The organism is Paenibacillus sp. cl130 (assembly GCF_900116035.1).
GTDB lineage: Bacteria > Bacillota > Bacilli > Paenibacillales > Paenibacillaceae > Paenibacillus > Paenibacillus polymyxa_B.
Genome location: NZ_FOYG01000001.1, coordinates 1,312,230 through 1,337,013 on the forward strand (window position 1 = coordinate 1,312,230; position 24,784 = coordinate 1,337,013).

Genomic DNA, 24,784 nt, shown 5'->3' on the forward strand with positions numbered 1-24,784 from the left:
TTTGGTTATTCCTTACAAAAATAGCCGTGATGCATCACGCATCACGGCTATCTCTTTTTAGCCTTCCTTTGACTCATAAGGTTCATCACGGCTTATATTCGCAAGCGTTGAACCTTCCGGTAGCTTAAGATCCAGCTGGAACCGGAACGTCGCTCCTCTGGCCTCATCGCTATCTACACCAATAGCCCCCCCCATCAGCTTGACCAAGTTTTTACAGATGGACAATCCTAGTCCCGTCCCTCCATATTTTCGGTTCAGTGCCGGATGAAGCTGGGAAAAAGGCTGAAACAATAGATGCTGGCGGTCTGCTGGGATACCGATTCCAGTATCCGTTACACTGAACTCAATCAGGCATCTATTTTTACGACGGCTGTAAGCCTTTCTCTCCACAAAGATATTTACACGCCCTCGCTCCGTAAATTTGATCGCATTGCTCACCAAATTCACCAGCACCTGTCGAATACGCACATGATCGCCGACCAGCATCCCCGGCATTTCCTGATCCACATGCCATTCCAGCTCAATGCCTTTTTCCATAGCCTGCGTCATGAATAGGTCAGCCACACTGCCCACCACATCATCTAGCACAAAGGACTCGTGCAGCAAAGACATTTTGCCAGCTTCGATTTTGCTCAAATCCAGTATCTCGTTCAATATCTGCATTAAAGCACCGCTGCTACTGGTAATAATGTCTATATAGCTACGCTGCTCCTCATCCAATTCAGTATCTGCCAGTAACCCCGCCATGCCTATAATGCCGTTCATCGGTGTACGGAGCTCATGACTCATCACAGAAAGAAACTCTGACTTGGCCCGATCGGCGCGTTCGGCAGACTCCTTGGCCCGAATGATCTCCTTTTCATTCGTCCTGTCTACAAAAACCATCACAGCCCCTTTTCGCTCGCCATTATCCATCAAAGGGCTGATTCGATAGGAGGCCAGAAAGCTAGACCCGCCTTTTTTCCAAAATACAGCTTCCTCTGCCTGATAAGAGGCTCCGCTTCGAATCGCTTGAAGAATAGAGGACTGTTCGTCCGGAAAATGACTGCCAATTTCGTCAGCATGGAGGATCATGTCTATGCAAGCGCCATTCAGCGGATTGGCAGATCCTACGCCAAACATCTCAACAGCTGCCGGGTTCATAAAGCGGACATGTCCTTCGGTACTTAAACCTACAATTCCTTCGGATACGGCATTCAAAATAAGCGAATGCTCATTACTGAGCTTTTCAATTTGAGCAATGTAGCTTTTAAGAGGGGTAACATTTTCTATAATCCCGTAGCAGCCTACAATTTCCTCTTGCACGAAAATCGGGATATTCGTCATCTTGATGAATAGACGCTCCCCCTCCTTATGTATAAATTCCGATTCATAGGTTTGCGTCTCACCCTGCTTGGCCAGCTCCATGTGACGCTTGATTTTGTCCTGTTCCTCAGAGGAAGCCATGATGAGTATGTCAGCCCCAAGCAGCTTATCCTTCGTATAACCCGTAAGCTCCTCCAAGCTCGGATTCACGCTCAAGATATGACCTTCCATATTCACGGCGCATATCCCGAGTGGATTATGCTGAAACAGTGACCTATAACGGTTTTCACTTTCGCGCAGACGCTGCTCCATTTCCCGGTGCTCTGTAACATCCTGGATCATTCCAACCACTTGAACGGGCTTGCCTGCATGCTCGTCCATTTCAGCTTCCCAGATTGAACGCAGTACCTTTTGTTCCCCATTCGGCAATACAATCCGGTAAAAGGTTTCTTCGTGAACTCCCTTTAATATAACGTTGGTGATAATCTGTTTCATGCGCTCTGTATCTTCTGGATGAACAGCCGCCATGAACGCGTCAATACTTGTTTCAACCGACTTGACACGATAACCAAAAATGCTGCGAAATTCCTTGGAGAAATGCATAACATTGTTGACCAGATCCCAGTCCCATGAGCCGAACATCGCCAACCGTTGAGCTTTTGCCAAATTCTCCTCGCTCTTCTGGCGCTCTGTGATGTTGCGTCCGATGGACAGTACTCGCTTGATTCTGCCCTGTTCATCCCGAATAATGCGGTACGATACTTCCAGCCACAAATAGTGCCCGTCCTTATGACGAACACGCCGCTTCATGATGCCTGTTTCCTTGAAGAGTCCATGTACACGCATATAATCGGCATCTTCAACATGGTAGAATTGGAGCCGCTTTTTGCCGAGCATTTCCTGCTTTGTATAGCCTAGGAGTTTTTCCACCGAAGGAGAAATATATTGGAGTATGCCGTCCGCCGTGCTATATGAGATAACATCCGGCGTATTTTCCGTAATCAGCATGTACAAATCCTCATTATCCGAGAGCACCTGCTCCATATCTTTTTTCTCCGTGATATCCATTGCATACGCAATCAAATAAGATTGTTCGGTAGCCTCATCATCAAATATGGTTAATTCCAGCGATAGCCAGACGGATGTTCCCCTTTTATGTTTCAAACGCAGCTCTGTCTTATAGACTTGATCCGTAGCCTGTAGCCAACCTGCATAAGCCTCCCTCAACCCTCGCTGATCCTGAGCCTCTTTATACAAGAGATGGTAATATCGGATATCCAGTAATTCCTCCTGCTCATATCCGACCATTTTGCAAAAGGCGGGATTGACGTACAGGCACTTCCCTTCCCTCGACAAAATCACGATTCCTGTCGGGGCATGATTATACATATGTTCCAGCAAAGGTAGTCGTCGAGCAGCAGAAAACACAATCAATCTCCTCCTCTGTAGTCTGGCAGTTTTATCCAATTGTACATATTATAACATGATATGGGATTTTTATAGCGGTGAGTCCACCTCTAGATGAAGGCCCTTAAAACATGTATGCACAAAAGATTGCCGATGTAGGTTCATCGGCAATCTTCGAATTATTTTTTTATACCACCCGGCTAAGAAAATGACGCAAAAATCGCTCCGCATCGACTTTAAGTGCCACATCAACCGTAGTCAGTGCTTGAGCTTCGTTCTCATTTTGCACCTCACGTGTGCGACCAACCTCGGCGGAATCGCCCACCTCAACGGCAATGTGCATTGGACGCGTCTCCACAAAGCTAGAATCTATCGCTAATCCTACAGCCAGTGGATCATGCAAAGCACAGCCTGCAATACCAGGTCTGAAATTGCGATAGGCTTCCATATAAAAGTCTGTCATATCTGCCATAAACGCACCCAGCTCGGTCCCTTGCTCACGCCATTTGTCCACATCCTGCTGGGGAAGCAGTGTTTGCATCGTGACGTCCAGCCCAACGAGCGTAAGCGGAAAGCCCGCTCCCAGCACATAGGCTGCGGCTTCTGGATCGGCGTAAATATTCGCTTCAGCCGTCGGAGTTACATTCCCTTTCACTGTAACCGCGCCGCCCATGATGATCAGGCGGTCAAGCAATTGGGGCAATTCGGGACAGCGATCCAATGCAATCGCAAGATTGGTCAGCGGTCCCACAGCTACCAGGGTAAGTTTGCCTTCATAGCGACGAGCCTGTCCGATTATAAAGTCAGCCGCATCCCCAGACGCAGCCTGACGGGAGGGCGCCCCCTTCAATTGATTGCCAATACCGTCTTCACCGTGAATATGCCGGGAATAAGGTTTGAACAGCTCCCGAGCATACGGCTTGTGAGCGCCAGACACGACCGGAGCCTCTACCCCCAGTTTTTCCAGCAGAATCAGTGAGTTACGTGTTGCCTCCTCCACCGAGATATTACCAAAGGTGGTTGTAATACCGAGTAGCTCCAATTCCGGCGAATGGACCGCATACGCAATAGCAAGCGCGTCGTCAATGCCAGTATCTACATCTAAGATTAACTTTTTGCTCATGATGACCCTCCACAGTAGAACAGCATTCTTTTTTTCATTATACACAATTTCAATGCTTATTCCCTTGGTCATCAAATTCTTTATTCGAGGACGTAAAAGAAGGCTACGACAGTTATGCCGTAGCCTTCTTTTAATACTTTTCAATCACTCAAGGGCACTTGTTCTGGCTAAATCCTAAGGCTCGATTCCCCACACCAGCTTATCATTGTGGAACAACGTTACTTTGTTCCATTCTGCATAAGAGGTTTTAGTTGGATCGAAGGAGTAATCATTGGATTCGTTCAGGTTAGACCAGTCGCTATTGTTCATGCGGATCTGAATATCACCTGTTTGCGCTCCAGCAGCAAGCGAGCCGGCAGCAGCACTGAAACCAATTTCAATATAGTTGTCTGTAATGGTACGCAGCACGTTATCATTGCCTACTTGCGCATAGTCTACTGCAGATTGCAACTCTTGGCTGCCATCCTTCGTGAAGTAATAGCGGATTTTCAGCTCACTCAGCTTCACGGGTGTTGTACCTTTATTTTTCAGGTTAAGGAAAGGCTTGACTGCGTTATTAGCTGGGTCGGTGTCACCAGCCCGGTACATTACAACCAGATCACCCGCTGGTTCTGTAGGGTCCGTCGGTGTACCTTTTGGTTCAGCGCTTACCGCTACGGAATCCTTACTTGTTCCTTTCGCATTCGTAGCACTTACAACATAGAAGTAAGTTGTTCCGTTCGTCAGCCCTTTATCCGTGTACTCTTTTTCCGTTACAAGAGGCGCAACGGCTGTAAAAGGACCTGCTTCGCTAGTGGCACGTTTGACCGTGTAGCTATCGGCACCAGTAGACGCATTCCAAGTCAGCGTTACTTGAGCATTGCCCACAACAGCCTTTAAGCCTGACGGTACAGCTGGAGCTGTAGGCGCTGGGTCCACACCACCAGTGGAAGGCACGATTGCAGGGTACGCATTTTGTACCAGCATCACAAACTGATCATGGAACCATGCTCCTGAAATAGGTGCATTCGGTAAAGCATCTGTTAATGTGCCGTCCTTGGTTGTATAGGTAGGATCACACATACGGTCAAAGCCTTTACCCTCATCGTTCGGAATGAGTGAGCTGGAACCATCGGAATCACCCGGAGGTTTCGCCCATACATAGGCATCAATATGGCCAGCTGGAGCCGTTTGTGGCGGTGTTCCCATACCTGCTCCACTGTTATTACACCAGTTACCACGGTGCGAGCGTTTGTCAACACGGCCTGAGTTTACATAGGAGTTAATATCATTGCCGACTGCGGAAGTCGGACGGTTAGGTCCGCCCCATCCGTTACGGCCTGTATCAATTAACATACCGAGTGAGCTCGGCCAGCCTGCGCTGACAAAATCTCTATGCAATGACTCTGCGAAATCCGATTCATCGAAATTAGGATTCCATTCATAGTACTTGGACGATTTGATCGGTTGTCCGCCGACATTCAGATTTGGATCAGGCAAATTAGGTTCTGTCAGCGGTGAAGTATTGGCTGTATTCGTGATAAAGCCATCTACACTGGACAGACCTTTGCTAGTGTCTTTGAAGATAGTTGTAAACAGGGATACCGTTGCTGCACGGTTGTTATCCCAACCTAACCAGCCAGAGTGACCGATATCTACGTATTTGTACACATTCGGAATCTCGTTCAGCTTATTCATTGTGTACTTAACGCCAGCTTCATAAATCCCTGTAGACTTGGCTTGCGCACATTTAGGATCATCCAGATTGGTTACCAGGTTTGGCAAACTATCTGGTTCAATGATCGCTACGATACGAATATCCTTATATTTGGGATTTGCAAAAATAGAAGCAATTTTGTCAACATAATCCTTTTTATATGTTTCCAGCCCTGCCTGAGTCAGCGGTAATTCACCATTGGAAGCCAAGGCATGACAATCCCGTCCGGGCAGATCATACACAATAAATTCCGCCGTAATCGGTGTGCTGCCTTTCTTTTGCGCCAATACTTGGTCCAAATGCGCTTCCAGGCCAAGCTTGCCTCCACCGCCGTTAATAGCAGCGATACGATCAAGCCATACGGCTGTCGGGAATGTTTTGACCGTTTGCATTTTTGCTTTCAGATTGGCATCCGTAATCTTGGCAATCGATGTATCAACACTAGCCGCATAATCAGGACTAACATATTTTGTCGCCCCTTGGTAAGGATTGTCCACATGGGATTCTGCATGTATTTTATCCGTAAATCCTGCACCTGGTAGAAAGCTGCTTGCGACGAGTGATAGCGCAAAAGCATACTTCATGCTTTTACGAAGCACTTGCTTTGTTTTCAATTGCTTCACCTATCTTTCCGTGGATTTTGTTGAATCTTCCTTGTCGGCACCTGATTGTTACATGATTAAATGTGAGTTACGCCTACTCTCTCCAAAAAAAAGCGGCGTTCATAGTTGCGAAAGGTAAGCGCTTTCTATTTGTCCATGCGCTCACATTTTCCCCTTTTTGTCACCTCCTATGTTAGATTATAGTGAGCTGGAAATCTGCTGTAAATTGAATAAATTAAGGACTACATTATTAATTAGGCATATGAATTGCCACTCTAACGGTTCGTTGTGGTACCTCTTTTTCTGAAACCGGTTCCTTCATTTGTTGAACATCCCTGCTATGACAAGCTCTCAGGAGATTTAGGATCGACAGCAAAAGAGCGAATTCAAAAAAAGCAAGACTGTATTCTTTAATTTCCGTCAGCCTAAATCGACAATGATAAACTCCAGAACGCCAACTATGCCAAATCGTTATATCTATCGACAGCAAAAGGGTGTTTTCAGGCCACATGACCGTGAAAACACCCTTTTATTGTTGTGAAGTCAATCTATGCTCTTGTTGTTCTACACTTTTTCGCGATCCTTGCCCTTATCGGATTGCCCTGCATTTTTATTGGCGGCATCCCGATCCAGCTGCATTTCTTCAACCGTCTTCACCTTAAGTCGCGCTGCTCCCTCATAAGGTCGGGTTGGAATCAGATCGCCTGCAGCCAGACGTTGACGCGCCTCGACAATTGCTGCTCCGTATTGCGGCAACCATGCTTCCTGGGCCACCAGCATTTCATCGACCATCTGCCAAATTTCTTTCGGATTACACACCGCGCCCACTAGCGGATCCATCATAAACGCTTGCCGCAGCAGCTTATCATCTCCGTGCACAGCCGCTTCAACAGCCAAACGCTGGACGGAAATACTTACATTGCAGACGGCAGCAAGACCGAGCGGAAGGTCTCCTACATGTGGCATGGAGATACCATTCCGATCCACATATCCAGGCGCTTCAATAATCGCATCGTCCGGCAAATTGGAGATCACACCGTTATTTACGACATTAAAATGCCCCCGGTATACACGTCCGGTTTCTAGACCTTCGATAATGTATGAACCATGCTCTTCACCGCGATTTTCCGCCTTGTACTCCAATGGGTCTTCTTTCATCCAGTTGGGGAAATCTGTTTCAAACCAATTACGTCCTTCTGTACATACACGCAGATAGCCGCCTGTTTCTCCGTTGATCCAGCTGCCTAGATCAATCCAGTCCAGAATTTCATTCGGACGCTTCCGGTACCAAGGTACATATTCACTTAGATGGCCATTCGACTCTGTGCTGTAATAGCCAAAACGACGAAGCATGTCGATGCGTACCTTTTCGGTGCGGCTATATTCGGGATGTTTTTCAAAAGCCTCCAGCAGTCCAGCTGTCAGATCCTTGCCTTCATGTGACGCCTGAATGTACCACGTCTGGTGATTGATTCCGGCGCACACAATGTCCACATCCTGCTTCTCCAGACCATACACCTCGGCAATTTGGTGATGCCCATGCTGGACGCCGTGGCATAGGCCGATTGTACGCACACCGCTGTATTTATTGCAGGCCCACGTAATCATCGCCATCGGGTTCGAGTAGTTCAGCAACAATACATCCGGTGCACTTAGCTCGCGGATATCCTTGCAGATGGCCAGCATTTCAGCAATACCACGCTGACCGTACATAATCCCTCCTGCACACAGTGTATCGCCCACGCATTGATCCACGCCATATTTCAGCGGAATATCCACATCGGTTGCAAAGCCCTCCAGCCCGCCAACCCGGATCGTACAAATGACGTATTTGGCATCCTTTAGAGCTATCTTTCGGTCCGTAGAGGACTGTATCTGTATGGACAAACCATTCTCACGAATATCCCGCTGGCACAGCTCAGTAACCATATCCAGATTGTGCTGACTGATATCCGTAAAAGCCACTTCAATATCGTTAAATTCCGGCACCGATAACAGATCTCGTAAAATTCCACGGGTAAAACCGATGCTTCCTGCTCCGATAAAAGCTACTTTAAATGACACGGCATTCAACCTCCGGTAATTAGAATTGGTATATACCGTCATTGTAGCAATAGGTCTGCGGAAAGCGTTATCAAAATCATGACCAGTTTCGTATTTAGGTGTCAAAAATCCTAACTTTCGCTTTAGCAGAGGGTTGCCGATTTCCATTTCGTTCCATCCGTTTCTCTCTTTCTATCTAGTGTTTTTTCAGTTCAATATGTACTTTAAGTGCGGTAAATGTAGTAACATAAAAGAAAACATTGGAGAGCAAGGAGCAGCCTAAGATGAACAAAAAGATTATCTTTTTAGATATAGATGGAACGCTAGTGGATGATGATGGTATGATTCCCGAATCTGCAAAAACAGCATGTATCGAAGCGAGAAAGAACGGACATCTGATTTATTTATGCACTGGCCGATCCAAAGCGGAGATTTATGATTTTATCATGGAGGTCGGTTTTGACGGGATCATCGGAGCTGGCGGGGGCTTTGTAGAAATCGAAGGCGAGATGTTATATCACCACAAAGTATCGGATGAAGATGTTAAACATATGGTCGATTACTTTGATGAACATGATTTGGACTTTTATTTGGAATCGAACGGGGGACTGTTTGCGAGTAAAAACTTTTTGCCCCATGTGGAACGGCTTATCTATGGTGATGTGGACAATGATCCCGTAGCCAGAGAAAAAAAAGAACAACGTCCGCATCCGTTTATCACTGGCCTAACTATAGGAGAGGACAACCTGTACCGTAGTGACGTGAACAAAGCATGCTTTTTGGAAAACAAAAATGTTCCTTTCGAACAGATCAAAAAGGAATTTGCAGGGAAATTTGAGGTTATTCAATGTACTGTATCTGCTTTCGGGCAAGACAGCGGCGAGCTAATGGTTCCCGGTATTCACAAAGCCGTAGCTATTGAAAAGCTTATTGAGCATTTGGGAAGATCCCAAGAAGACACCATTGCTATCGGAGATGGGATGAACGATGCTGAAATGATTGAATATTGTGCGCTAGGAATTGCTATGGGAAATGCCAAACCGGGCCTCAAAGCCATTGCAGATGACATTACGGATGCTGTCGATGAAGATGGACTGTTTCACAGCTTTAAAAAGCATGGTCTGATTTAGTGAGGTTATTTTTTTATACTTAAGCCCCTGCAGTAGTTTCTGGACTTAAAAATGTCCTAATTCTACTGGTAGGGGCCTATCTCCAATGCTATCTTTCCACGGAATTCACATAGTACTTGCTCGGCTTCCATCTCCTCACTACTTGTAAGATGGGCAAACCATTCTTCAAATATCTGTTGTTGCTTACCCTTCAAGATTTCTACTTTGGTCATGTACCTTGATTAAAATATGGAATTCCTCCTCAATAACCGCGCTTATGCTGACGATAGCTGCGTGCGGTTGTTTTGTTGCTGTATAATGAGTGAGTCTGTAAATATTTACAAAGGAGCAAGACATGTCAAACCGTAAATGGACATTTATCCTTATCCCAGTCTTCCTGCTATTTGCCTGGCTGCTCTTCCAGTTCACTCTGTCTTCTTTTCAAATTCACCAATTTGCAGAGTTATTGAAGACGGTTTCTCCAAAAGACGGGGTTTCCGCTACAAAAGTCGTACTGATATCCCAGGAGTTGGATAATTATTACTGGCGGTCAATCGAACAAGGAGCCCGAAAGGAAGCGGAACAGTACGGTATGCGGCTCGATTATATCGGGCCGGACCGCATTAATCCGTCCGAGCAGGTCAAACTGCTGGATAAAGCGATTGCCAGTAAGGCGGATGCAATTCTGGTTCAAGGGATAAATGATCCAGAGTATCGCCGATTAATCGACAAAGCAGCCGGACTTGGCATCCCCGTCATCACGATTGATACGGATGAACCAGATTCCCGTAGACTAGCTTACGTGGGAACGGATAACGAAGGAGCAGGAAAACGGATGGGCGCGCTGTTAGCGAAAGCCTCTGGAGAGCGTGGCGACATTGGAGTTATGATCAGTAGCGAGCGCGTCGAGAATCAGCGACTCAGGCTTGCTGGATTTCGTTCCGTGATCGGTCGCTATCCCAAGCTCCGCATTGTGGAGATTCGCTCCTCAAATATTTCACGGCTTCAGGCAGCACAGCAAGCTCAGAACATGCTCACCCGGTATCCGCAGATCCGCTTCATGGTCGGATTCAGTGCGCTGGACGGCCTTGGCATTCTGGAAGCCTCGGAGCGACGCGGAGCGCGGAATTTGCAGATTTTCGCTTTTGACGATATGGCCGAGACGTTGAAAGCCATCAGAGATTGCAAAATCGAACTGACCATTGTTCAACAGCCAGAGGAAATGGGGGCTAAGTCCATAAAATTACTGAATGATTATCTAAAGGGGAATACCCCCCAGGAATTAACATACACCAGGATATATGAGATGCATGCGGACACTCCCGACAACATGACCGGAGATGACAGACGATGACGATCAGAACGAAGCTGCTTCTGTTCATCCCTCTTCTAGTTGTGTTCGCCAATATCATTGCTTATTTTGTATTCCAAAGCGGAAAGGTCGTACAACAGAGCTACGATGAAATGCTTGGCCGCATTCTTCTCATCGAGCAAACCTCCGAATCGGCGGAGAGCAACTTAAATCTCCTATATGCCTATCTGCTTAATCCAAGAGGCGATAAGGCTGTGCAGGGCCCGACAGAATACCAATTGATGCAGTTGAAAGGCAGAATTCAGGAAGTCTCCGACTCGACCGACCCTTCTTTCGCCGAGGAGGACTACGTGAATCTGTTGGCTACATTTCTTAAAGAGAAACAAGCCGCAGTTCTGGATGCAAAGGCACAAGATCCTCAATCGGCTTTTGAACATTATATTGAAGCGGAGAAAACCGTCAGCTATATTCATGAGGAGGGTCAGCAACTGATCGATGATGAACTGGCTTATTACCGGCCAATCATTGAGAACATCCGGAACAAGAATGAGCGAATGAACGGATGGGGAGTGGCGTTGTTCGGCATGAACGCGCTGATGGGGGTTTTGCTTGCAATCTGGGTCTCGCGCAGCATTACTGGCCCTGTCGGCAGACTTGTCGGACTGGCGAAGCGAATCGCCACAGGTGATCTGAATATCAAGCCCCAACCGCGACGGGATGACGAGCTAGGCGTACTGTCGGACGCCATTTCGCAAATGTCCGCCGATTTGAGTATCCTCATCGAGAAGGATAAACAGAGTCTGGAAATGCGGCGGCTTGTGAAGGAACTGGAGCTTCTGGCTCTGCAAAATCAAATTAACCCGCACTTTTTATTTAATACCTTAAATGTGCTCTCCAAGCTGGCGATCCTGGAAGGGGCGGAGAAAACCAGCGACCTGATCGTTTCGCTGTCCAATCTGCTACGGTACAGCCTGCAGAAGCTGGACAAACCCGTAACTCTCCAGGAGGAACTGGATCATATCCGCGAATACGTAACCATCCAGCAGGCGCGCTTCAGGGACAGAATTCGCTTTGATCTTCACTTTGACGCTTCCGTACTTCAGCAGCAAATTCCGGCCCTGACGATCCAGCCATTTATTGAAAACGCTTTTCTTCATGGTGTGGCAGATATGGAAGACGGAGCCATTATCGTGTTAACGCTGTCGAGAGCAAACGAAGATGTACAAATTGAAATTTCGGACAACGGAAAGGGCATGACGGAGGAAACCCGACTGTCCGTACTCCGTCTTAAAGGCGAAGCCGAAAGCGGCAGTTCAACAGGACTTGGAATGCAAAATGTGTTTAGGCGGCTGCAGTTGTTCTACGGAAAGGAAGAAGAAATGGTTGAAATCAATAGCAGTATCGGACGAGGTACTACCATAACAATACGAATTCCAGTCAAGAAGGAGAGTGAGCGGACTGATGTATCGGTTGTTGATCGCGGATGACGAGGCTTTGGAGAGAGAAGGACTGGAATTGACAGTGGAACGGGCGATGCCGGGGATATTCCGGTTTATTCATGCCGGCAACGGCCGCATGGCGATTGAATGTGCGGAAGAGCACCGTCCCCATATTGCCATTCTGGATATCAATATGCCTGGAATCGACGGGCTTGCGGCGCTTCGTGAATTAAAGGAGCGGCTTCCCGATACCCGATTCGTGCTCGTCACTGCCTATGATTATTTTGCCTATGCCCGGGAGGCGCTCTCTTTGGGTGTGAAAGAATATATTCTGAAGCCAGCGAAGCGAGAACTGATCATCGGTACACTGAAACGACTGATTGAAGAAATTGAGTGCGAGAAGCGGGCACGTACGGAAGAATTGGAGCTTAGGCACAAAATCTCACAGCTGATGCCGCTCGCAGAAAATGAGCTGGCTTTAATGCTTATGGTCGACCAGACCGTGGATTCAAGCGCTTCCCAGCTATCGGAATGGCTGGACTTTCCTCTTGATCAGGGAAGCGCCATCATTGCCGCCTTTGACGGATATACGGACGAGCAGGATAAAAAGAAAATTTACGATCATTTCCGAAGCTATGTAAAAACGCATGGCCCGAATGCCATTGTAAGCTCCTTGATCGACCATCATGTAGCCACTTTTTTACGCAAGCCGCCTGTCACCGGCGAAAACGACTGGCGGCAGTTGGTTAAACACCTTGTTCAGCAGCTCTCCGAGCTTGCCCAGGAGCAACTTGGTATAAAGACGGCCATTGGAATCGGATCGCTGCATAGCGGCGAGGAAGGACTTCGCAAGTCCTATTTCGAAGCCGTTTTTGCCTCCACCCTACGCAAGCGGGATGGAGGTTTCTGCCACTTTGACGAACTGAAGTCATCAGAGGCTGGAAACGCTTCTTTGCTTGCCATCAAAGCGGAGAATGGAATGCTTCAGCAGACGTACGTCATGTCAGCACTGCAACGGATACGCGAACAGCGAGAGGTTCAAACACTGACTATGCTGGGTAGGGCGAAAATGTATATCGAGGAACGGTTCAACGATGATCTTTCGCTGGAAGAAGTGGCTGATTTTGTCCATTTGAATCCTCACTACTTCAGCAAAATTTTCAAACAGGAATACGGAGAAACATTCATCGACTTCGTAACCCGGCTGCGGATTGATAAAGCCATCTCTCTGATTAAGGCCGGCAACCTTACTCTTAAGGAAATCAGCTTTGAAGTGGGTTATAAGGACCCGAACTATTTTAGCCGCGTCTTTAAGAAGATAACGGGTGTTCCTCCCACTGAGTTCAAAGGCCAAAAATAGTAGAGATTCATCCATGCCGACTATCGGCATGGATTTTTTTAAGCTCGAATGACAAGGTAATGCTAGGTTCAGCCCCTCTATCTCCGATTCGGGAATCGAAGCCAAAATCGTGCATGAAAAGGTCCGTTTATTGAAGACGATAACCGGCCTTTCTTTTATAAGCGCATGTTATACTTCTCCTCGAAGAACGGAATGAGGTTCCAGAGATCTGGAGGGGAGATGATCATATGGCAGTAATCATCAATAATGAAAGCGCTCAACAGAAAGCGCTTCAATCAGAAAAATCTAATATGCTTTTTGTGACGTTGGTATCCATCGTAGCTGCGCTCGGAGGCATCCTGTTCGGTTTTGATATCGCGGTTGTTTCGGGAGCGATCGAATTCCTGCAGCAGCGTTTTTCGCTGAACGAATTTCAGGTTGGTTGGGCGGTGTCAAGTCTGATTGTCGGGAGTGTCACCGGAGCGGCTCTCTCCGGCTACATGAGTGAAAAGATCGGCAGAAAAAAGGTATTGCTGGCCGCCGGATTTTTATTCATCGTCGGCTCGATCTGCTCAGCGCTTCAAGACACGTTCACCGGGTATGTTATCTTTCGCATGATCGGTGGCATTGGCATAGGGATCACTTCCACCGTTTGTCCGGTGTACAACGCGGAGATCGCTCCCGCTAAATACCGAGGCCGTTTGGTTGCTTTAAATCAGTTGGCGATCGTAACTGGGATTTTCCTGGTTTATTTTCAGAATTCGTGGATCGTCAGCCTGGGGGATGAAGCCTGGGGTGTCTCAACAGCCTGGCGCTGGATGTTCGGAGTGGGAGCCGTTCCGGGACTGATCTTTATGCTCTTGATGCTCTTCATACCCGAAAGCCCGAGATGGCTTATTAAACAGAATCGGCCTTATGAAGCGCTGCCGATTTTGCTGAAAATTCACGGTGAAGAAGCCGCTAAGCAGGAAGTGCTTGATATCAAGGAATCATTCAAAAATGAGAACAACTCATTGAAACAATTGTTCGCTCCTGGTATTCGGGTCGCTCTCTTTATCGGTGTTATGCTCGCCATTATGCAGCATATTACCGGCATCAATGCCATTTTGTACTACGCGCCGGTTATTTTTAAGGGAATGGGACTCGGTACGGACGCTTCTTTGACCCAGACCATTTGGATCGGGTTGATCAATGTGTTGTTCACCATCGTATCCGTATGGCTGATCGACAAAGCGGGACGAAAAGTCCTGCTGATAATTGGCACCTCGTTGATGACCCTCTGTTTGGTCATTATTGGAGCCGCATTCAAAATGGGTTTGACCACCGGACCGCTTGTGCTCATCATGATATTGATCTACGTGGCCTCCTATGCTATATCACTTGGGCCGATCGTATGGGTTATGATCTCGGAGATCTTTCCGAACCGCATTCGCGGCAAAGCGGTCGCCATCGCTTCGATGGCATTGTGGGCCGGCGATTATCTGGTATCGCAGGCATTCCCTCCTCTGCTGAGTTCAGCCGGCCCGTCCAATACCTTCTGGTTATTCGGAGCCATCTCGTTGTTCGTCGTAGTCTTTTTATGGCGCAAGGTTCCCGAAACCAAGGGGAGATCACTTGAACAGATGGAAAATATGTGGCTTGGGAAATGACCCAACTTTAGCTCTCAAGAAGCCCGGACACATGTTATAATGCTTCAAAACACACGTCCTCTGAGTCATACCGACCTAAATCGGCAATGGTTCAGAGGCTTCTTATTTCAGTTCCCATCCTCCTCCGCATAGTTCCTCACATTGCGCTCTACAGCAGAGCGGTATTCAACAGGCGTCTTGCCTGTGTGCTTTTTGAACAACATATGAAAATACTGCCTGCTGGCCACGCCTACATAATCGGCAATTTCTTGAATGGGAATGTCCGTTTGCTGAAGAAGCATACGGGCCTTGTCCATTCGCAGCATCGTTAAATACGCGGTGAGTGTTAGCCCAGTATGCTTTTTGAAAATACGGTGCAAATAACCTGGGTGCAGATTCACGGCTGCCGCCATGTCCTTAACCACAATATCTCGGTCATAGTTCAGATGGAGAAATTCAATGCATCGTTTGATGTACATATCCGTTTGCTGCGTGTTGCTGCGCTCTGCCTCTTCCCGTAGACGTGCAATTCGTACTAGCAATTGCATAAAAAGCATCTCTGCCATTGCACCCGGCTGTTCTTTTCGTTGGTCCAGCTCCAGCACGAGACTTTTCAGCGCATAATATACCTCTTCCGGGTCCGATAATACCAGATACGGGAACGGACGTGACATGAGAGTCGTGACCTCCTGCTCCTCTGCTGCCATTTGTCGGATAGACGGCCCTACCCTCACTCCCTCCGTAAAACCAAACTCTACATTTAGCATCCGGCACGGTTGTTCTCCTTCCACCACTAGTCGATGCGGTACACCTGCGTCCAGCATAATAAACTCGCCTTTACGCAGCGTGATGCTTTCTTCCACATTCTCTCCCGTTTGTACATCTACCCTGCAAAAGCCGGAAATCATGTACATAATTTCGGTAGAATGATGATCGTGGTAAGACATGGTGTAGTCATGCCATTGCTTGTAATAGTAAGCAAAAAAACGGGGAATATAATCCCCGTCACGCAGCCGTGGCTCAAACAGACTTCCGTTCATCCCCGCACCTCCACAAAAATAGATAAGGCTAACACGACAACGTATCTGCAACCGCTCTATTTTCACAGTTTAACAGACTGAGTCCTGTACTTCTATTTCACTCCATCGGACGATCTGAAATCCTTTGGAATACGGCAGGCGACTCTTGCCTAAAAGGTTGGGGATTTATCACTTTTTGGACTTAAATACTGAATCAACATTCCCGCAAATCGGTTAGCAATTTCTATATCATCAAGTTCGTTATTCCAATCGTCCTTGGACGTCAGACTCATTTTCTGGAGTATACCCATCATAGACGTGAAGATAAAATGAGCGGTCTTCAAGGGTTCTGTGTCGGACTTTAATGATCCATCTTGGAATCCAACTTCCAGAGCATCCATCAGGAAATGTCGTTCCTTTTCCCGGCTAACAAAATTTTTGTACTGTTCTTTGAGTTCTTGATTTGAATCATAAGCTTCGTAATGCAGATCGAATAGAAGAATAAACTTGATGTATTCTGGATGTTGCCAAGCGTAATCAATCCATGCATCAAGCATCAAAGTAAGCATCTCCTTACCGCTCATTTCGGCTGAAGGTGCCCTTCTAACAAATTCGGTCATGCTCTCAAGGATTTCCATCTGAACCTCAAAGATCAGTTCGTTCATGGACTGAAAGTGCTTATAGAATGTGACCCGACTTACACCAGCCACGTTGCATACATCCTTAATATTAACTTTGAGAAAGCTTTGCTTCATAAAAAGTTCCTTGGCAGCCGCAATGAGTTCTTCCCGATTTTTGTTTTTCAAATTCTGGTGCCAGTTCTCAGTCATTAACAACCATCCGTTTCTCATTTTTCGATTTTTGTAAGGTTAAGAAAAGGGCAGATGCAAGGATAAGTGCACCAAAAATATAAGGAATATGAATGTGTTTGTCAAACATCAAACCCGCTAAAATGGGTCCCAATATATTGCCTAGGCTGGTATACGTCGTATTCAATCCGGCGGCATATCCTTGACGATCACCAGCTGAGTTCGCGATCATTGTACTTACGGTTGGCCTTAGGAAGGCATTAAAAGCAAAAAACAGCGCCGATACCGCCAGCAGATAACCTAAATTGATCTTAATTATCATTAACAGTAAAGCGATGGCTGTCATGATCAAAGAAAGACGTATAAGCTTCATCTCACCAAGTCTCTTGATGAGATAATCAAGTAGCCATATCTGTACTACGATGCCTATAATTGCACCAACCGTAATGATCATTGAGATTTTAGTGGCATCAAAACCATATTTTCGTTCCACAAAAAGAGCATACACCGTTTCATAATTCATCAAACCTAATGTCATGATCAGAATGAGGAGAAGATAACGAAAATAGGATGTCCGAAATGAATTTAGGATTTGGTTGCGAATTGGCTCCCGGCGGACCCATTGGCTAGCGGGTTTTCGTTTTTCCTTGGGTAGTGTCTCTGGCATATACAAGCTAAGCAGCGTAGCTACAAGTCCAAGTCCACCAGCAAAAAAATAGGGCACCCTTATGCCAAACTCAGCGATCATACCGCCTAACCCCGGACCAAGCACCATACCCAAATTCATGGAAGCACCCAAGTATCCCATTCCTTTAGCTCGGGTTTCAGAAGTGGTAATATCAGCGACGTAGGCCATATTAGAAGGAACCATTAATCCAATACCTATCCCCCCGATAAATCGGGCTATATATAGAAGAGGCAATGTCGTAGAAACAGCAAACATTAGATCCGAGATGACGGTTAAAAACAGACCGGTGATGATCATGGATTTCCGCCCCCATCTATCCGAAAGCTGCCCACCTAGGGGCGAAAAAATAAACTGTGCTGCTCCAAAAGCGGCAATAAGATACCCCGCAGCAGCTCCTGCCGCATTAAATTGTTTCAGATATTCAGGCAGAATGGGAATCACCATACCTTGACCCAATAAAGCAATAAACAAATTCAGCATCAGAATGAAAAGTGGAAATGTAGCAGACTTAGGTAAGCTGCTCATGTTTGTAACCCCCTTCAACCATTTACACTATGTAACCATTTACTATGTGTAAACTATATTAGTTGAAATAGGGACCCTTGTAAATAAAATTACAAACCTATTATTCCAAGCTAATACCAGAAAGAGATCTTTTTATTCTTGCTTTACACATTAGGCTCCTGTTTTGCAAACTCTTGTAACATACCTCTTATTTGTTCTACCAATATAGCAGGTGCTTTCTTTGGTGAACCCGTGTCAAACGGAGGCTGAGGATCGTATTCCAAAATCAGCTGAACTCCTTTACTCATATCTTCTCCCAATTCCCATGCCAATAGCTGGAGTGCCATATCAATACCAGAGGAGACACCGGCTGCTGTAACGATTTTGCCCTGACGAACCACTCTCTCATCTGTTGGAATGGCTCCAAGAGATTGGAGCAGGTCTAAGGAACCCCAATGACTGGTGGCTACGGTTCCATTTAACAAGCCTGCGGCGCTCAAAATCAAAGAGCCGTTACAAACCGACGTGGTCCATTTCGTAGTTTCATGTATTTGGCGAATCCAATTTAACGTTTCTTCGTCATTCATTGGAGTTTTATAATTTGGCGGACTGCAACCTGGAACAACAAGAATATCAGCTGAACTAACTTCAGAAAAGCTGTAATCGGCATGCAAATAACCCATATTTGAGTCCAGCTTGATTAACCCTTTTTTCTTAGCGACAAACTTCACTTCACATTTCAGTGTAGCAGCAAATACATCGTATGGACCCATTGCATCTAATGCCGTAATTCCATCGAAAAGCATGATTGCGATTTTCATGATGATCTCTCCTTTGAAGTGGGATTTTATTCTTGCACATCCATACTAACATACATATACGGGGTATGGGTATATTTAATGGTGTGAAAGCAGTATCTTCATTTCAAACGCCTCTTTAAGAGTACGTACCTGTAAAAAGGCATACTTAAAAAGGGCCACCCCCGAGGTAGTCCTTTTAAGTATGCATGTAAATCTGTAGATCGCGAGCCGGCTTAAGAGCTTTGCTTACTCAATTGACCATAATATAAATTACTGTAAAAGCCTTTGTGAGCCAGCAGTTCATCATGAGAACCCTGCTCCTCCAAACGGCCATCCTTTAAGACCAGAATCCGGTCAGCCTGACGAATGGTATTCAGCCGATGCGCGATGACGAAACTTGTTCGCCCCTGCATGAGCCGCTCCAGTCCTTCTTGTATCTTCATCTCGGTAATGGTGTCGATGCTGCTGGTTGCCTCGTCGAGTACAAGGATGGAAGGGTTGGCCAAAATAGCACGGGCAATAGCCAGCAGTTGTTTTTGCCCTTGACTGATGCCACTGCCGTTCGCTTGCAGCACCTTGTCGTATCCGTCCTTCATCCGCATGATAAAGGAATGGGCGTTGGCCAGTTTCGATGCTTGTTCAACCTCCTCATCGGTGGCGTCCAGTCTGCCGAAGCGGATATTTTCACGAATCGTCCCCTGCAACAGGAAGGAGTCCTGTAGCACAAATGCCATGCGGGAGCGCAAGCTTTCACGCTGTATGGTGGTGATATCGCGCCCGTCCACCGTAATCATTCCCTTGTCGGGGCTATAAAATCTGGAGAGGAGCTGGATCAGTGTCGTTTTTCCTGCCCCGGTCGGGCCGACTAGTGCGATCATTTCACCAGGTTTGGCTTCAAAAGAGATACCTTCCAGCGTAGCGCTTCCCTCATCATAACCGAAGGAAACATCCGTAAACCGCACCGCCCCCTCCACATGCTCTACCTCCACTGCGCCGCGTTCATCCTTGGACTCTTCATCTTCATCCAATATTTCAAATACTCGTTCAGCTCCGGCAATAGCGGACAGCAGGGTGTTCCACTGGTTAGCCAAATCATTCAACGGTCTGGTGAACTGGCGGGCATATTCTACGAATACAATAATTGTACCTATAGTGATGGAGCCGCGAATGGCCAAAATCCCACCGATCCCCGCTACAATAGCAAAGCTGAGATTATTCAGTCCGTTCATCAGCTTCGGTATAAAGCCTGAAATCGTTTGTGCCCAGAAGCCCGATAGCCGAATACGGTCATTACGCTCGCCAAAACCACGGATGACTCTCTTTTCCTGCGAAAATGCTTTAATAATCTGCTGCCCAGACAGTGTTTCTTCGATGTATCCGTTCAGTTCGCCCAAATTCTTCTGGCGTTCCTTATATAAGGGCCCGGTGCGACGTGTAATCCAGCGCATCCCGGCAGCCATTAGCGGCACCACGATAAAGGTCAGCAGGGTCATCAGCGGGCTTAACCACAGCATCACCGTGAGTGTACCGATTAACGTCAATATACTCGAAAAAATCTGAATGGCGGAACTGTTAAGCGTAGAACTGACATTTTCGATATCATTGGTCAGACGGCTCATAATCTCTCCCTGCTGACGTTTGCCGTAGAAAGGAATCGGTAGTCGATGCAAATGTGAAAACAGATCGAAACGCATGCGGTACACCGTCTCTTGGGCAATCTCGATCATCCAGATATTTTGCAGCCAGGAGGTCAGCGAGTTGAGCAGATATACAGCTCCTAATCCGATGAGAAAATAAATCCACGTGCGTCCACCCGGACCTTCGAGAAAATCATCCACCGCTACGCCGACCAGATATGGACCCAGCAGAGCCAGCCCGGAGCTGAGCAGTACCATGAACAGCACCAGCATCAGTTTGGCCTTACGGCGGGCCAGATAAGCCCATATCCGTCCTAACGTGCCAGACCAGTTCTTCGCTTTGGCCTTGCGGCGTCCTTCCGCTCCCACCGGATTTCGCAGCACACCGGACGGCGGTGTAGGCTGACGGAACGGTTCAATGAGTTCCTTGAACATGCGACTCCTCCTTTCCGTATTGTGATTCATAGATACGCCGATACAGATCCGAGCTATCCATGAGATGCTCATGACTTCCACTTGCCATCAGGCGACCCTCATCCAGCAGTAAAATCTGATCTGCTGAGGCCGTCGAGCTGATTTTTTGCGTAATGAGAAATGTCGTGCAGGACAGGCCATCGAGTGCATTCAGTAGTGCTGCTTCTGTCCCTACATCCAATGCACTTGTGCTGTCGTCCAAAATCAGCACTGTCGGCTGGCGCACCAGTGCGCGGGCAATCGAAAGCCGCTGTTTCTGTCCGCCAGACAGATTGACACCACGCTGCCCGAGCATCGTGTCATAGCCTTGCGGCAAGCGTTCAATCATATTATGGATTTGCGCCATGCGTGCGGCTTCCTTAATTTGCTCCAGGCTGGCATTCTCCAGCCCCCAAGCAATATTATCCCGAATCGAGCCGGTGAATAGCAGTACCTCCTGAGGCACATAGCCAATAGCCTCTCGCAATATGGACGCATCCAGTTCACGAGCGTCCTTTCCGTCAAAGCGCACATAACCTTCATCTTCTTCATACAGACGTGTAATCAACTGCACAAGTGAGGATTTGCCCGAGCCAGTGGCCCCCATAATAGCTATCCGCTCGCCCGATTGCGCCTTAAAAGATATATCCTTTAGGACAGCCAGATCACTGCCCGGATAATGAAAGCTTACCCGGTCCATTTCCACCTGTCCCTCAATCCGTGTATGATGCGTCGAAACAGGCTCCAGCTCTTGCCCATCTTCATTAGATGTTTCCAATACCTCTCGAATCCGCCCCGTAGATGCAGTTGCCCGGGAAAATACAACAACGATACCTGATAAGGCAGACAAGGCTCCAATTGTCCGCAGTGAATAATTGACGACTGCGACCACCTGTCCTACACTGGCATCCCCAGTGGAAATTTGGCCGCGTCCGAACCAAAGTACTGCAATAATCCCTGCATTCATCGTAAACAAAATGAACGGCATCGTCGTTTCTGTCCATCGTAGAGCGGACACCGTCCCTTTCATCAATTCGCCTCCGTAATGGGCAAAACGTTCGATTTCATGCCGCATCCGCACAAAAACCCGGATGAGACGGATACCTGTCAGATTCTCCTGAATCACTCCGTTAACGTCATCCAAGCGTCGCTGGACACCTTTAAACAAAGTGACCGTCCGCCGCATCATCACCAACACAAACACGAACAGCACTGGGGCCATAACCGCCAATAGCAGCCCAAGCCTGAAATGTACAACCAGTGCCATCACAATACTGCCGATGACTACAAGCGGAACCCGTGTCATAAAACGCAGGCTCATAAACACCGTATCTTGTACTTGCGTGACATCCCCGGTCAGGCGCGTAATCAGCGACGAAGTGGCAAAACGTTTAAACACAGGATACGAAAAGGATTGCACTTTACGGTACAGCTTTTCCCGCAAATCATAGCCGAAGCCCTGACTTGCATGTGAAGCAAAAAAAGAGCTGGATATCCCCGCCATAAAAGCGATAACGGCACTCCCCACCAATACACTGCCCCATAACCAGACGACGGACAAATCCTGCTGTCGGATGCCCTCATCAATGATTTTAGAGATCAAATATGGCTGTGATAGCTCTACCGTCAATTCCAGCAACATCATCACGAGCGCTGCGATGGCTGGAACCCGATATTTTTTTAGAAAAGAAAACATCATTCCCACAAGCATTCCTCCAATTGCCCATAGCCGTCCTTCCAGATCAGCGTGTAATGGTTATAAGATTCGAACCTGTCTGCTGTAAAACCATATATACGCACTTTATACAGCACTATATTTTATTATACCCTTCTGAACGGCTTCGTTTAACCAGCAAATTGGAGACTCCGGTTGTGAAATTAAAAGATATGCAAGAAAGCGTTCCAGTCACGGTCACACTTACCGGACGGGAACGCTTTTTCGATTATTTCGGCAGCTCTGCCGGATAATACTGCAGCCAGCGCCTTAAATCCGCGCTATGAATGACACGCTTGGGATCTTCACCGACTAGGCGAAGTCGCTCCAGCAGGAACTTGATTTCACCGGAGCCCGCCTCGATTCCTTCCTGCTCCAGCATATATTGAACTGCACTTCTGCCCGAATGCTTGCCGAGTACAAACGAATGGTCAGCACCCAGCTCAGTCGGATCAAGGGCCTGATAGGCGGCGCGCTCCTTTAGCAGACCGTTGATATGTATGCCGGATTCATGGGCGAATACCATGTCTCCCACAATTGGCTTACCTTCGGGAATGATTCGGTTGGAGGCTTTGGAGACCAGTGCAGCCAGCGGGTTCAGCAGTTCGGGGCGGACACTGCAGGTTCCTTGATATAGATCCCTCCACGACATCACCACTTCCTCCAACGCCGTATTACCTGCCCTTTCCCCAAGGCCCGACACTGTGGTACTGGCCCAGACAGCTCCCGCCTGCAAAGCTGCCAAAGTATTGGCAAGCGCTAGGCCATAATCATTATGACAGTGAATCTCAAGCTCCACATCCTGCGGCACGCGCGATACAAATCTGTCTATACGGGCAGCTATGGCAGCGGGATGGTGAACGGACAGCGTGTCGGCATATCTGAAGCGCCGGATACCATCCCTATAGAGCTGATTCGCCAACTGCTCAAGGAACAGGTCATCTGCCCTTGAAGCATCCTCAAAGCCTACGGAAACAGTCAATCCTTTACACAGACCGTAATCGACTGACTTGCGGATCAGCTCCGTCACCTGCTCAGGATTCATACCCAGCTTGGCCTTCATCTGCACCGTCGACACGGGAACCGAAATATGGGCCCAGCCGACACCTGTCGATTCAGCTGCATCAATATCCGAGAACACCGCGCGATTCCAGGTCATTAGCTTCATCTGAAGTCCGAGAGCAGCAATCCTGGCAATAGACCTGCACTCCGCCTCTCCCATTGCCGGAATTCCGATCTCAGCCTGCTCCACCCCCGCTGAGTCCAGCATGATGGCAATTTCAGTTTTCTCCTCGGCCGAAAAGGCAACGCCCGGAGCCTGTTCTCCATCACGAAGTGTCGTATCACAAATATGCAATCGACTCATCTGTATTCCCTCCCGTTCCGCAGCACGGACAACGCGGATTGCGTTTGACCGTTATGGTGCAGCTGCTCATATCCAGCACATTCATACGGTACATGCGGTCAGTGAACAGATTGCCCGCATCTGTAATCCATTTGACCGCTTCCAGTGCAGCCATACAGCCAATCAAGCCAGAGGTGGCTCCCAGGACCGGGAATCCCAGAGGCTCCCAAGGCTGTCCGCCTTCTGGGTAGAGACATTCCAAGCATGCCGTCCTACCGGGATCAATGGTCATCAATGATACTTCATAGGCGTACATGGCCGCTTCTATCATCGGTCTGCCATGTCGAACACATAATCTGTTCAGCGCATATCTTTCCGGAAAGTCATACCGTGCATCAATCACGATATCCGCCGCTTCTACCCATGGTCGAGAGGATTCTTCCGTGATTCTGTCGGCGTGGCCTTCAAGCTGGGTCTCCGGATTGATACGGTGCAAATGCTGCAATGCCGTTTCCATCCGTTCCTCCCCGATTCGTCCGCTGTCCATCAGCACCTGCCGGTTCATATCGGGCAGATGGATTACGCCCTCATGGGCCAATATCAGCTTTCCCACTCCAGCAGCGGCCAGGTACATGGCCGCTGTCCCTCCCAATCCTCCGATGCCTGCAACCATAACAGTAGCCTGCTTTAGCCTGTTCTGACCTTCCACTCCCAGCAGCTTCAACTGGCGTCCGTATCTACTGTCTTCCAGCAGCTGTACCATTCGTCCACCCCTCCATGTGCGGCTCCCGCCTTTAAGATATTCGGTCCGC

The 24,784-nt window shown here is 47.7% G+C and carries 17 protein-coding genes; 5 read left to right on the forward strand and 12 right to left on the reverse strand.

Annotated features, from left to right (window positions below; all coding sequences use genetic code 11):
- Positions 1-57: 57 nt before the first annotated feature.
- The 4 genes from BM358_RS06000 to BM358_RS06015 form a co-directional block, all read right to left on the reverse strand.
- Positions 58-2,733 carry a PAS domain S-box protein gene (locus BM358_RS06000; RefSeq protein WP_028543205.1) on the reverse strand — a complete coding sequence of 892 codons (2,676 nt, stop codon included), beginning with the start codon at positions 2,731-2,733 and terminating at the stop codon, positions 58-60.
- A gap of 166 nt (positions 2,734-2,899) precedes the next feature.
- Complete coding sequence (locus BM358_RS06005) at positions 2,900-3,835, reverse strand: nucleoside hydrolase (protein ID WP_028543206.1); 936 nt, start codon at positions 3,833-3,835, stop codon at positions 2,900-2,902.
- Between the two features lie 174 nt (positions 3,836-4,009).
- A complete protein-coding gene (locus tag BM358_RS06010) occupies positions 4,010-6,154 on the reverse strand; it encodes a glycoside hydrolase family 6 protein (RefSeq protein ID WP_028543207.1) in 2,145 nt (714 codons plus the stop codon).
- Positions 6,155-6,697: 543 nt separating this feature from the next.
- Complete coding sequence (locus BM358_RS06015) at positions 6,698-8,197, reverse strand: alpha-glucosidase/alpha-galactosidase (RefSeq protein ID WP_028543208.1); 1,500 nt, start codon at positions 8,195-8,197, stop codon at positions 6,698-6,700.
- 263 nt (positions 8,198-8,460) lie between these two features.
- On the opposite strand from BM358_RS06015, the gene BM358_RS06020 reads away from it, so the two are divergent.
- The 5 genes from BM358_RS06020 to BM358_RS06040 all read left to right on the forward strand — a co-directional run bounded on the left by BM358_RS06020 (position 8,461) and on the right by BM358_RS06040 (position 15,024).
- Positions 8,461-9,306: a Cof-type HAD-IIB family hydrolase gene (locus tag BM358_RS06020; protein WP_023987289.1), complete on the forward strand. Its 846-nt coding sequence runs from the start codon at positions 8,461-8,463 to the stop codon at positions 9,304-9,306.
- A gap of 334 nt (positions 9,307-9,640) precedes the next feature.
- Positions 9,641-10,639, forward strand: a complete 999-nt coding sequence (locus BM358_RS06025) for a sugar-binding protein (RefSeq protein ID WP_028543209.1) — start codon at positions 9,641-9,643, stop codon at positions 10,637-10,639.
- Entirely contained in the window at positions 10,636-12,084 is a 1,449-nt protein-coding gene (locus tag BM358_RS06030; protein ID WP_028543210.1) for a sensor histidine kinase, read from the forward strand. Before BM358_RS06025 ends, BM358_RS06030 begins: the two co-directional genes overlap by 4 nt.
- Positions 12,059-13,396 carry a response regulator transcription factor gene (locus tag BM358_RS06035; protein WP_028543211.1) on the forward strand — a complete coding sequence of 446 codons (1,338 nt, stop codon included), beginning with the start codon at positions 12,059-12,061 and terminating at the stop codon, positions 13,394-13,396. The genes BM358_RS06030 and BM358_RS06035 overlap by 26 nt, the downstream gene beginning before the upstream one ends.
- A 227-nt stretch (positions 13,397-13,623) precedes the next feature.
- The gene (locus BM358_RS06040) at positions 13,624-15,024 is read left to right on the forward strand and encodes a sugar porter family MFS transporter (RefSeq protein ID WP_028543212.1); all 1,401 of its coding nucleotides are present in this window, start codon (positions 13,624-13,626) and stop codon (positions 15,022-15,024) included.
- Between the two features lie 107 nt (positions 15,025-15,131).
- On the opposite strand, the gene BM358_RS06045 is transcribed toward BM358_RS06040, so the two are convergent.
- From BM358_RS06045 to BM358_RS06080, 8 genes are all read right to left on the reverse strand, one after another.
- Positions 15,132-16,043 (reverse strand): AraC family transcriptional regulator, encoded by a 912-nt coding sequence (locus BM358_RS06045; protein ID WP_028543213.1) that lies wholly within the window; start codon positions 16,041-16,043, stop codon positions 15,132-15,134.
- Between the two features lie 149 nt (positions 16,044-16,192).
- A complete protein-coding gene (locus BM358_RS06050; protein WP_028543214.1) occupies positions 16,193-16,852 on the reverse strand; it encodes a TetR/AcrR family transcriptional regulator in 660 nt (219 codons plus the stop codon).
- Entirely contained in the window at positions 16,845-18,044 is a 1,200-nt protein-coding gene (locus BM358_RS06055) for an MFS transporter (RefSeq protein WP_028543215.1), read from the reverse strand. The genes BM358_RS06050 and BM358_RS06055 overlap by 8 nt, the downstream gene beginning before the upstream one ends.
- 143 nt (positions 18,045-18,187) lie before the next feature.
- Entirely contained in the window at positions 18,188-18,844 is a 657-nt protein-coding gene (locus tag BM358_RS06060; protein WP_023987280.1) for a DJ-1/PfpI family protein, read from the reverse strand.
- Between the two features lie 212 nt (positions 18,845-19,056).
- Entirely contained in the window at positions 19,057-20,895 is a 1,839-nt protein-coding gene (locus tag BM358_RS06065; RefSeq protein ID WP_028543216.1) for an ABC transporter ATP-binding protein, read from the reverse strand.
- On the reverse strand, positions 20,876-22,612 hold the full coding sequence (locus BM358_RS06070; protein WP_081819243.1) for an ABC transporter ATP-binding protein: 1,737 nt from the start codon (positions 22,610-22,612) through the stop codon (positions 20,876-20,878). Before BM358_RS06070 ends, BM358_RS06065 begins: the two co-directional genes overlap by 20 nt.
- A gap of 244 nt (positions 22,613-22,856) precedes the next feature.
- Positions 22,857-23,993: a homocitrate synthase/isopropylmalate synthase family protein gene (locus BM358_RS06075; protein ID WP_028543218.1), complete on the reverse strand. Its 1,137-nt coding sequence runs from the start codon at positions 23,991-23,993 to the stop codon at positions 22,857-22,859.
- Entirely contained in the window at positions 23,971-24,735 is a 765-nt protein-coding gene (locus BM358_RS06080) for a HesA/MoeB/ThiF family protein (protein WP_028543219.1), read from the reverse strand. Before BM358_RS06080 ends, BM358_RS06075 begins: the two co-directional genes overlap by 23 nt.
- Between the last annotated feature and the right edge of the window lie 49 nt (positions 24,736-24,784).

Bases quoted from the DNA above. Each gene is read 5' to 3' on its own strand.
- BM358_RS06005 (WP_028543206.1), bottom strand. From the start codon at position 3,835: ATGAGCAAAAAGTTAATCTTAGATGTAGATACTGGCATTGACGACGCG.
- BM358_RS06020 (WP_023987289.1), top strand. From the start codon at position 8,461: ATGAACAAAAAGATTATCTTTTTAGATATAGATGGAACGCTAGTGGAT.
- BM358_RS06025 (WP_028543209.1), top strand. From the start codon at position 9,641: ATGTCAAACCGTAAATGGACATTTATCCTTATCCCAGTCTTCCTGCTA.
- BM358_RS06030 (WP_028543210.1), top strand. From the start codon at position 10,636: ATGACGATCAGAACGAAGCTGCTTCTGTTCATCCCTCTTCTAGTTGTG.
- BM358_RS06035 (WP_028543211.1), top strand. From the start codon at position 12,059: ATGTATCGGTTGTTGATCGCGGATGACGAGGCTTTGGAGAGAGAAGGA.
- BM358_RS06040 (WP_028543212.1), top strand. From the start codon at position 13,624: ATGGCAGTAATCATCAATAATGAAAGCGCTCAACAGAAAGCGCTTCAA.
- BM358_RS06045 (WP_028543213.1), bottom strand. From the start codon at position 16,043: ATGAACGGAAGTCTGTTTGAGCCACGGCTGCGTGACGGGGATTATATT.
- BM358_RS06050 (WP_028543214.1), bottom strand. From the start codon at position 16,852: ATGACTGAGAACTGGCACCAGAATTTGAAAAACAAAAATCGGGAAGAA.
- BM358_RS06055 (WP_028543215.1), bottom strand. From the start codon at position 18,044: ATGAGCAGCTTACCTAAGTCTGCTACATTTCCACTTTTCATTCTGATG.
- BM358_RS06060 (WP_023987280.1), bottom strand. From the start codon at position 18,844: ATGAAAATCGCAATCATGCTTTTCGATGGAATTACGGCATTAGATGCA.
- BM358_RS06065 (WP_028543216.1), bottom strand. From the start codon at position 20,895: ATGTTCAAGGAACTCATTGAACCGTTCCGTCAGCCTACACCGCCGTCC.
- BM358_RS06070 (WP_081819243.1), bottom strand. From the start codon at position 22,612: ATGATGTTTTCTTTTCTAAAAAAATATCGGGTTCCAGCCATCGCAGCG.
- BM358_RS06075 (WP_028543218.1), bottom strand. From the start codon at position 23,993: ATGAGTCGATTGCATATTTGTGATACGACACTTCGTGATGGAGAACAG.
- BM358_RS06080 (WP_028543219.1), bottom strand. From the start codon at position 24,735: ATGGTACAGCTGCTGGAAGACAGTAGATACGGACGCCAGTTGAAGCTG.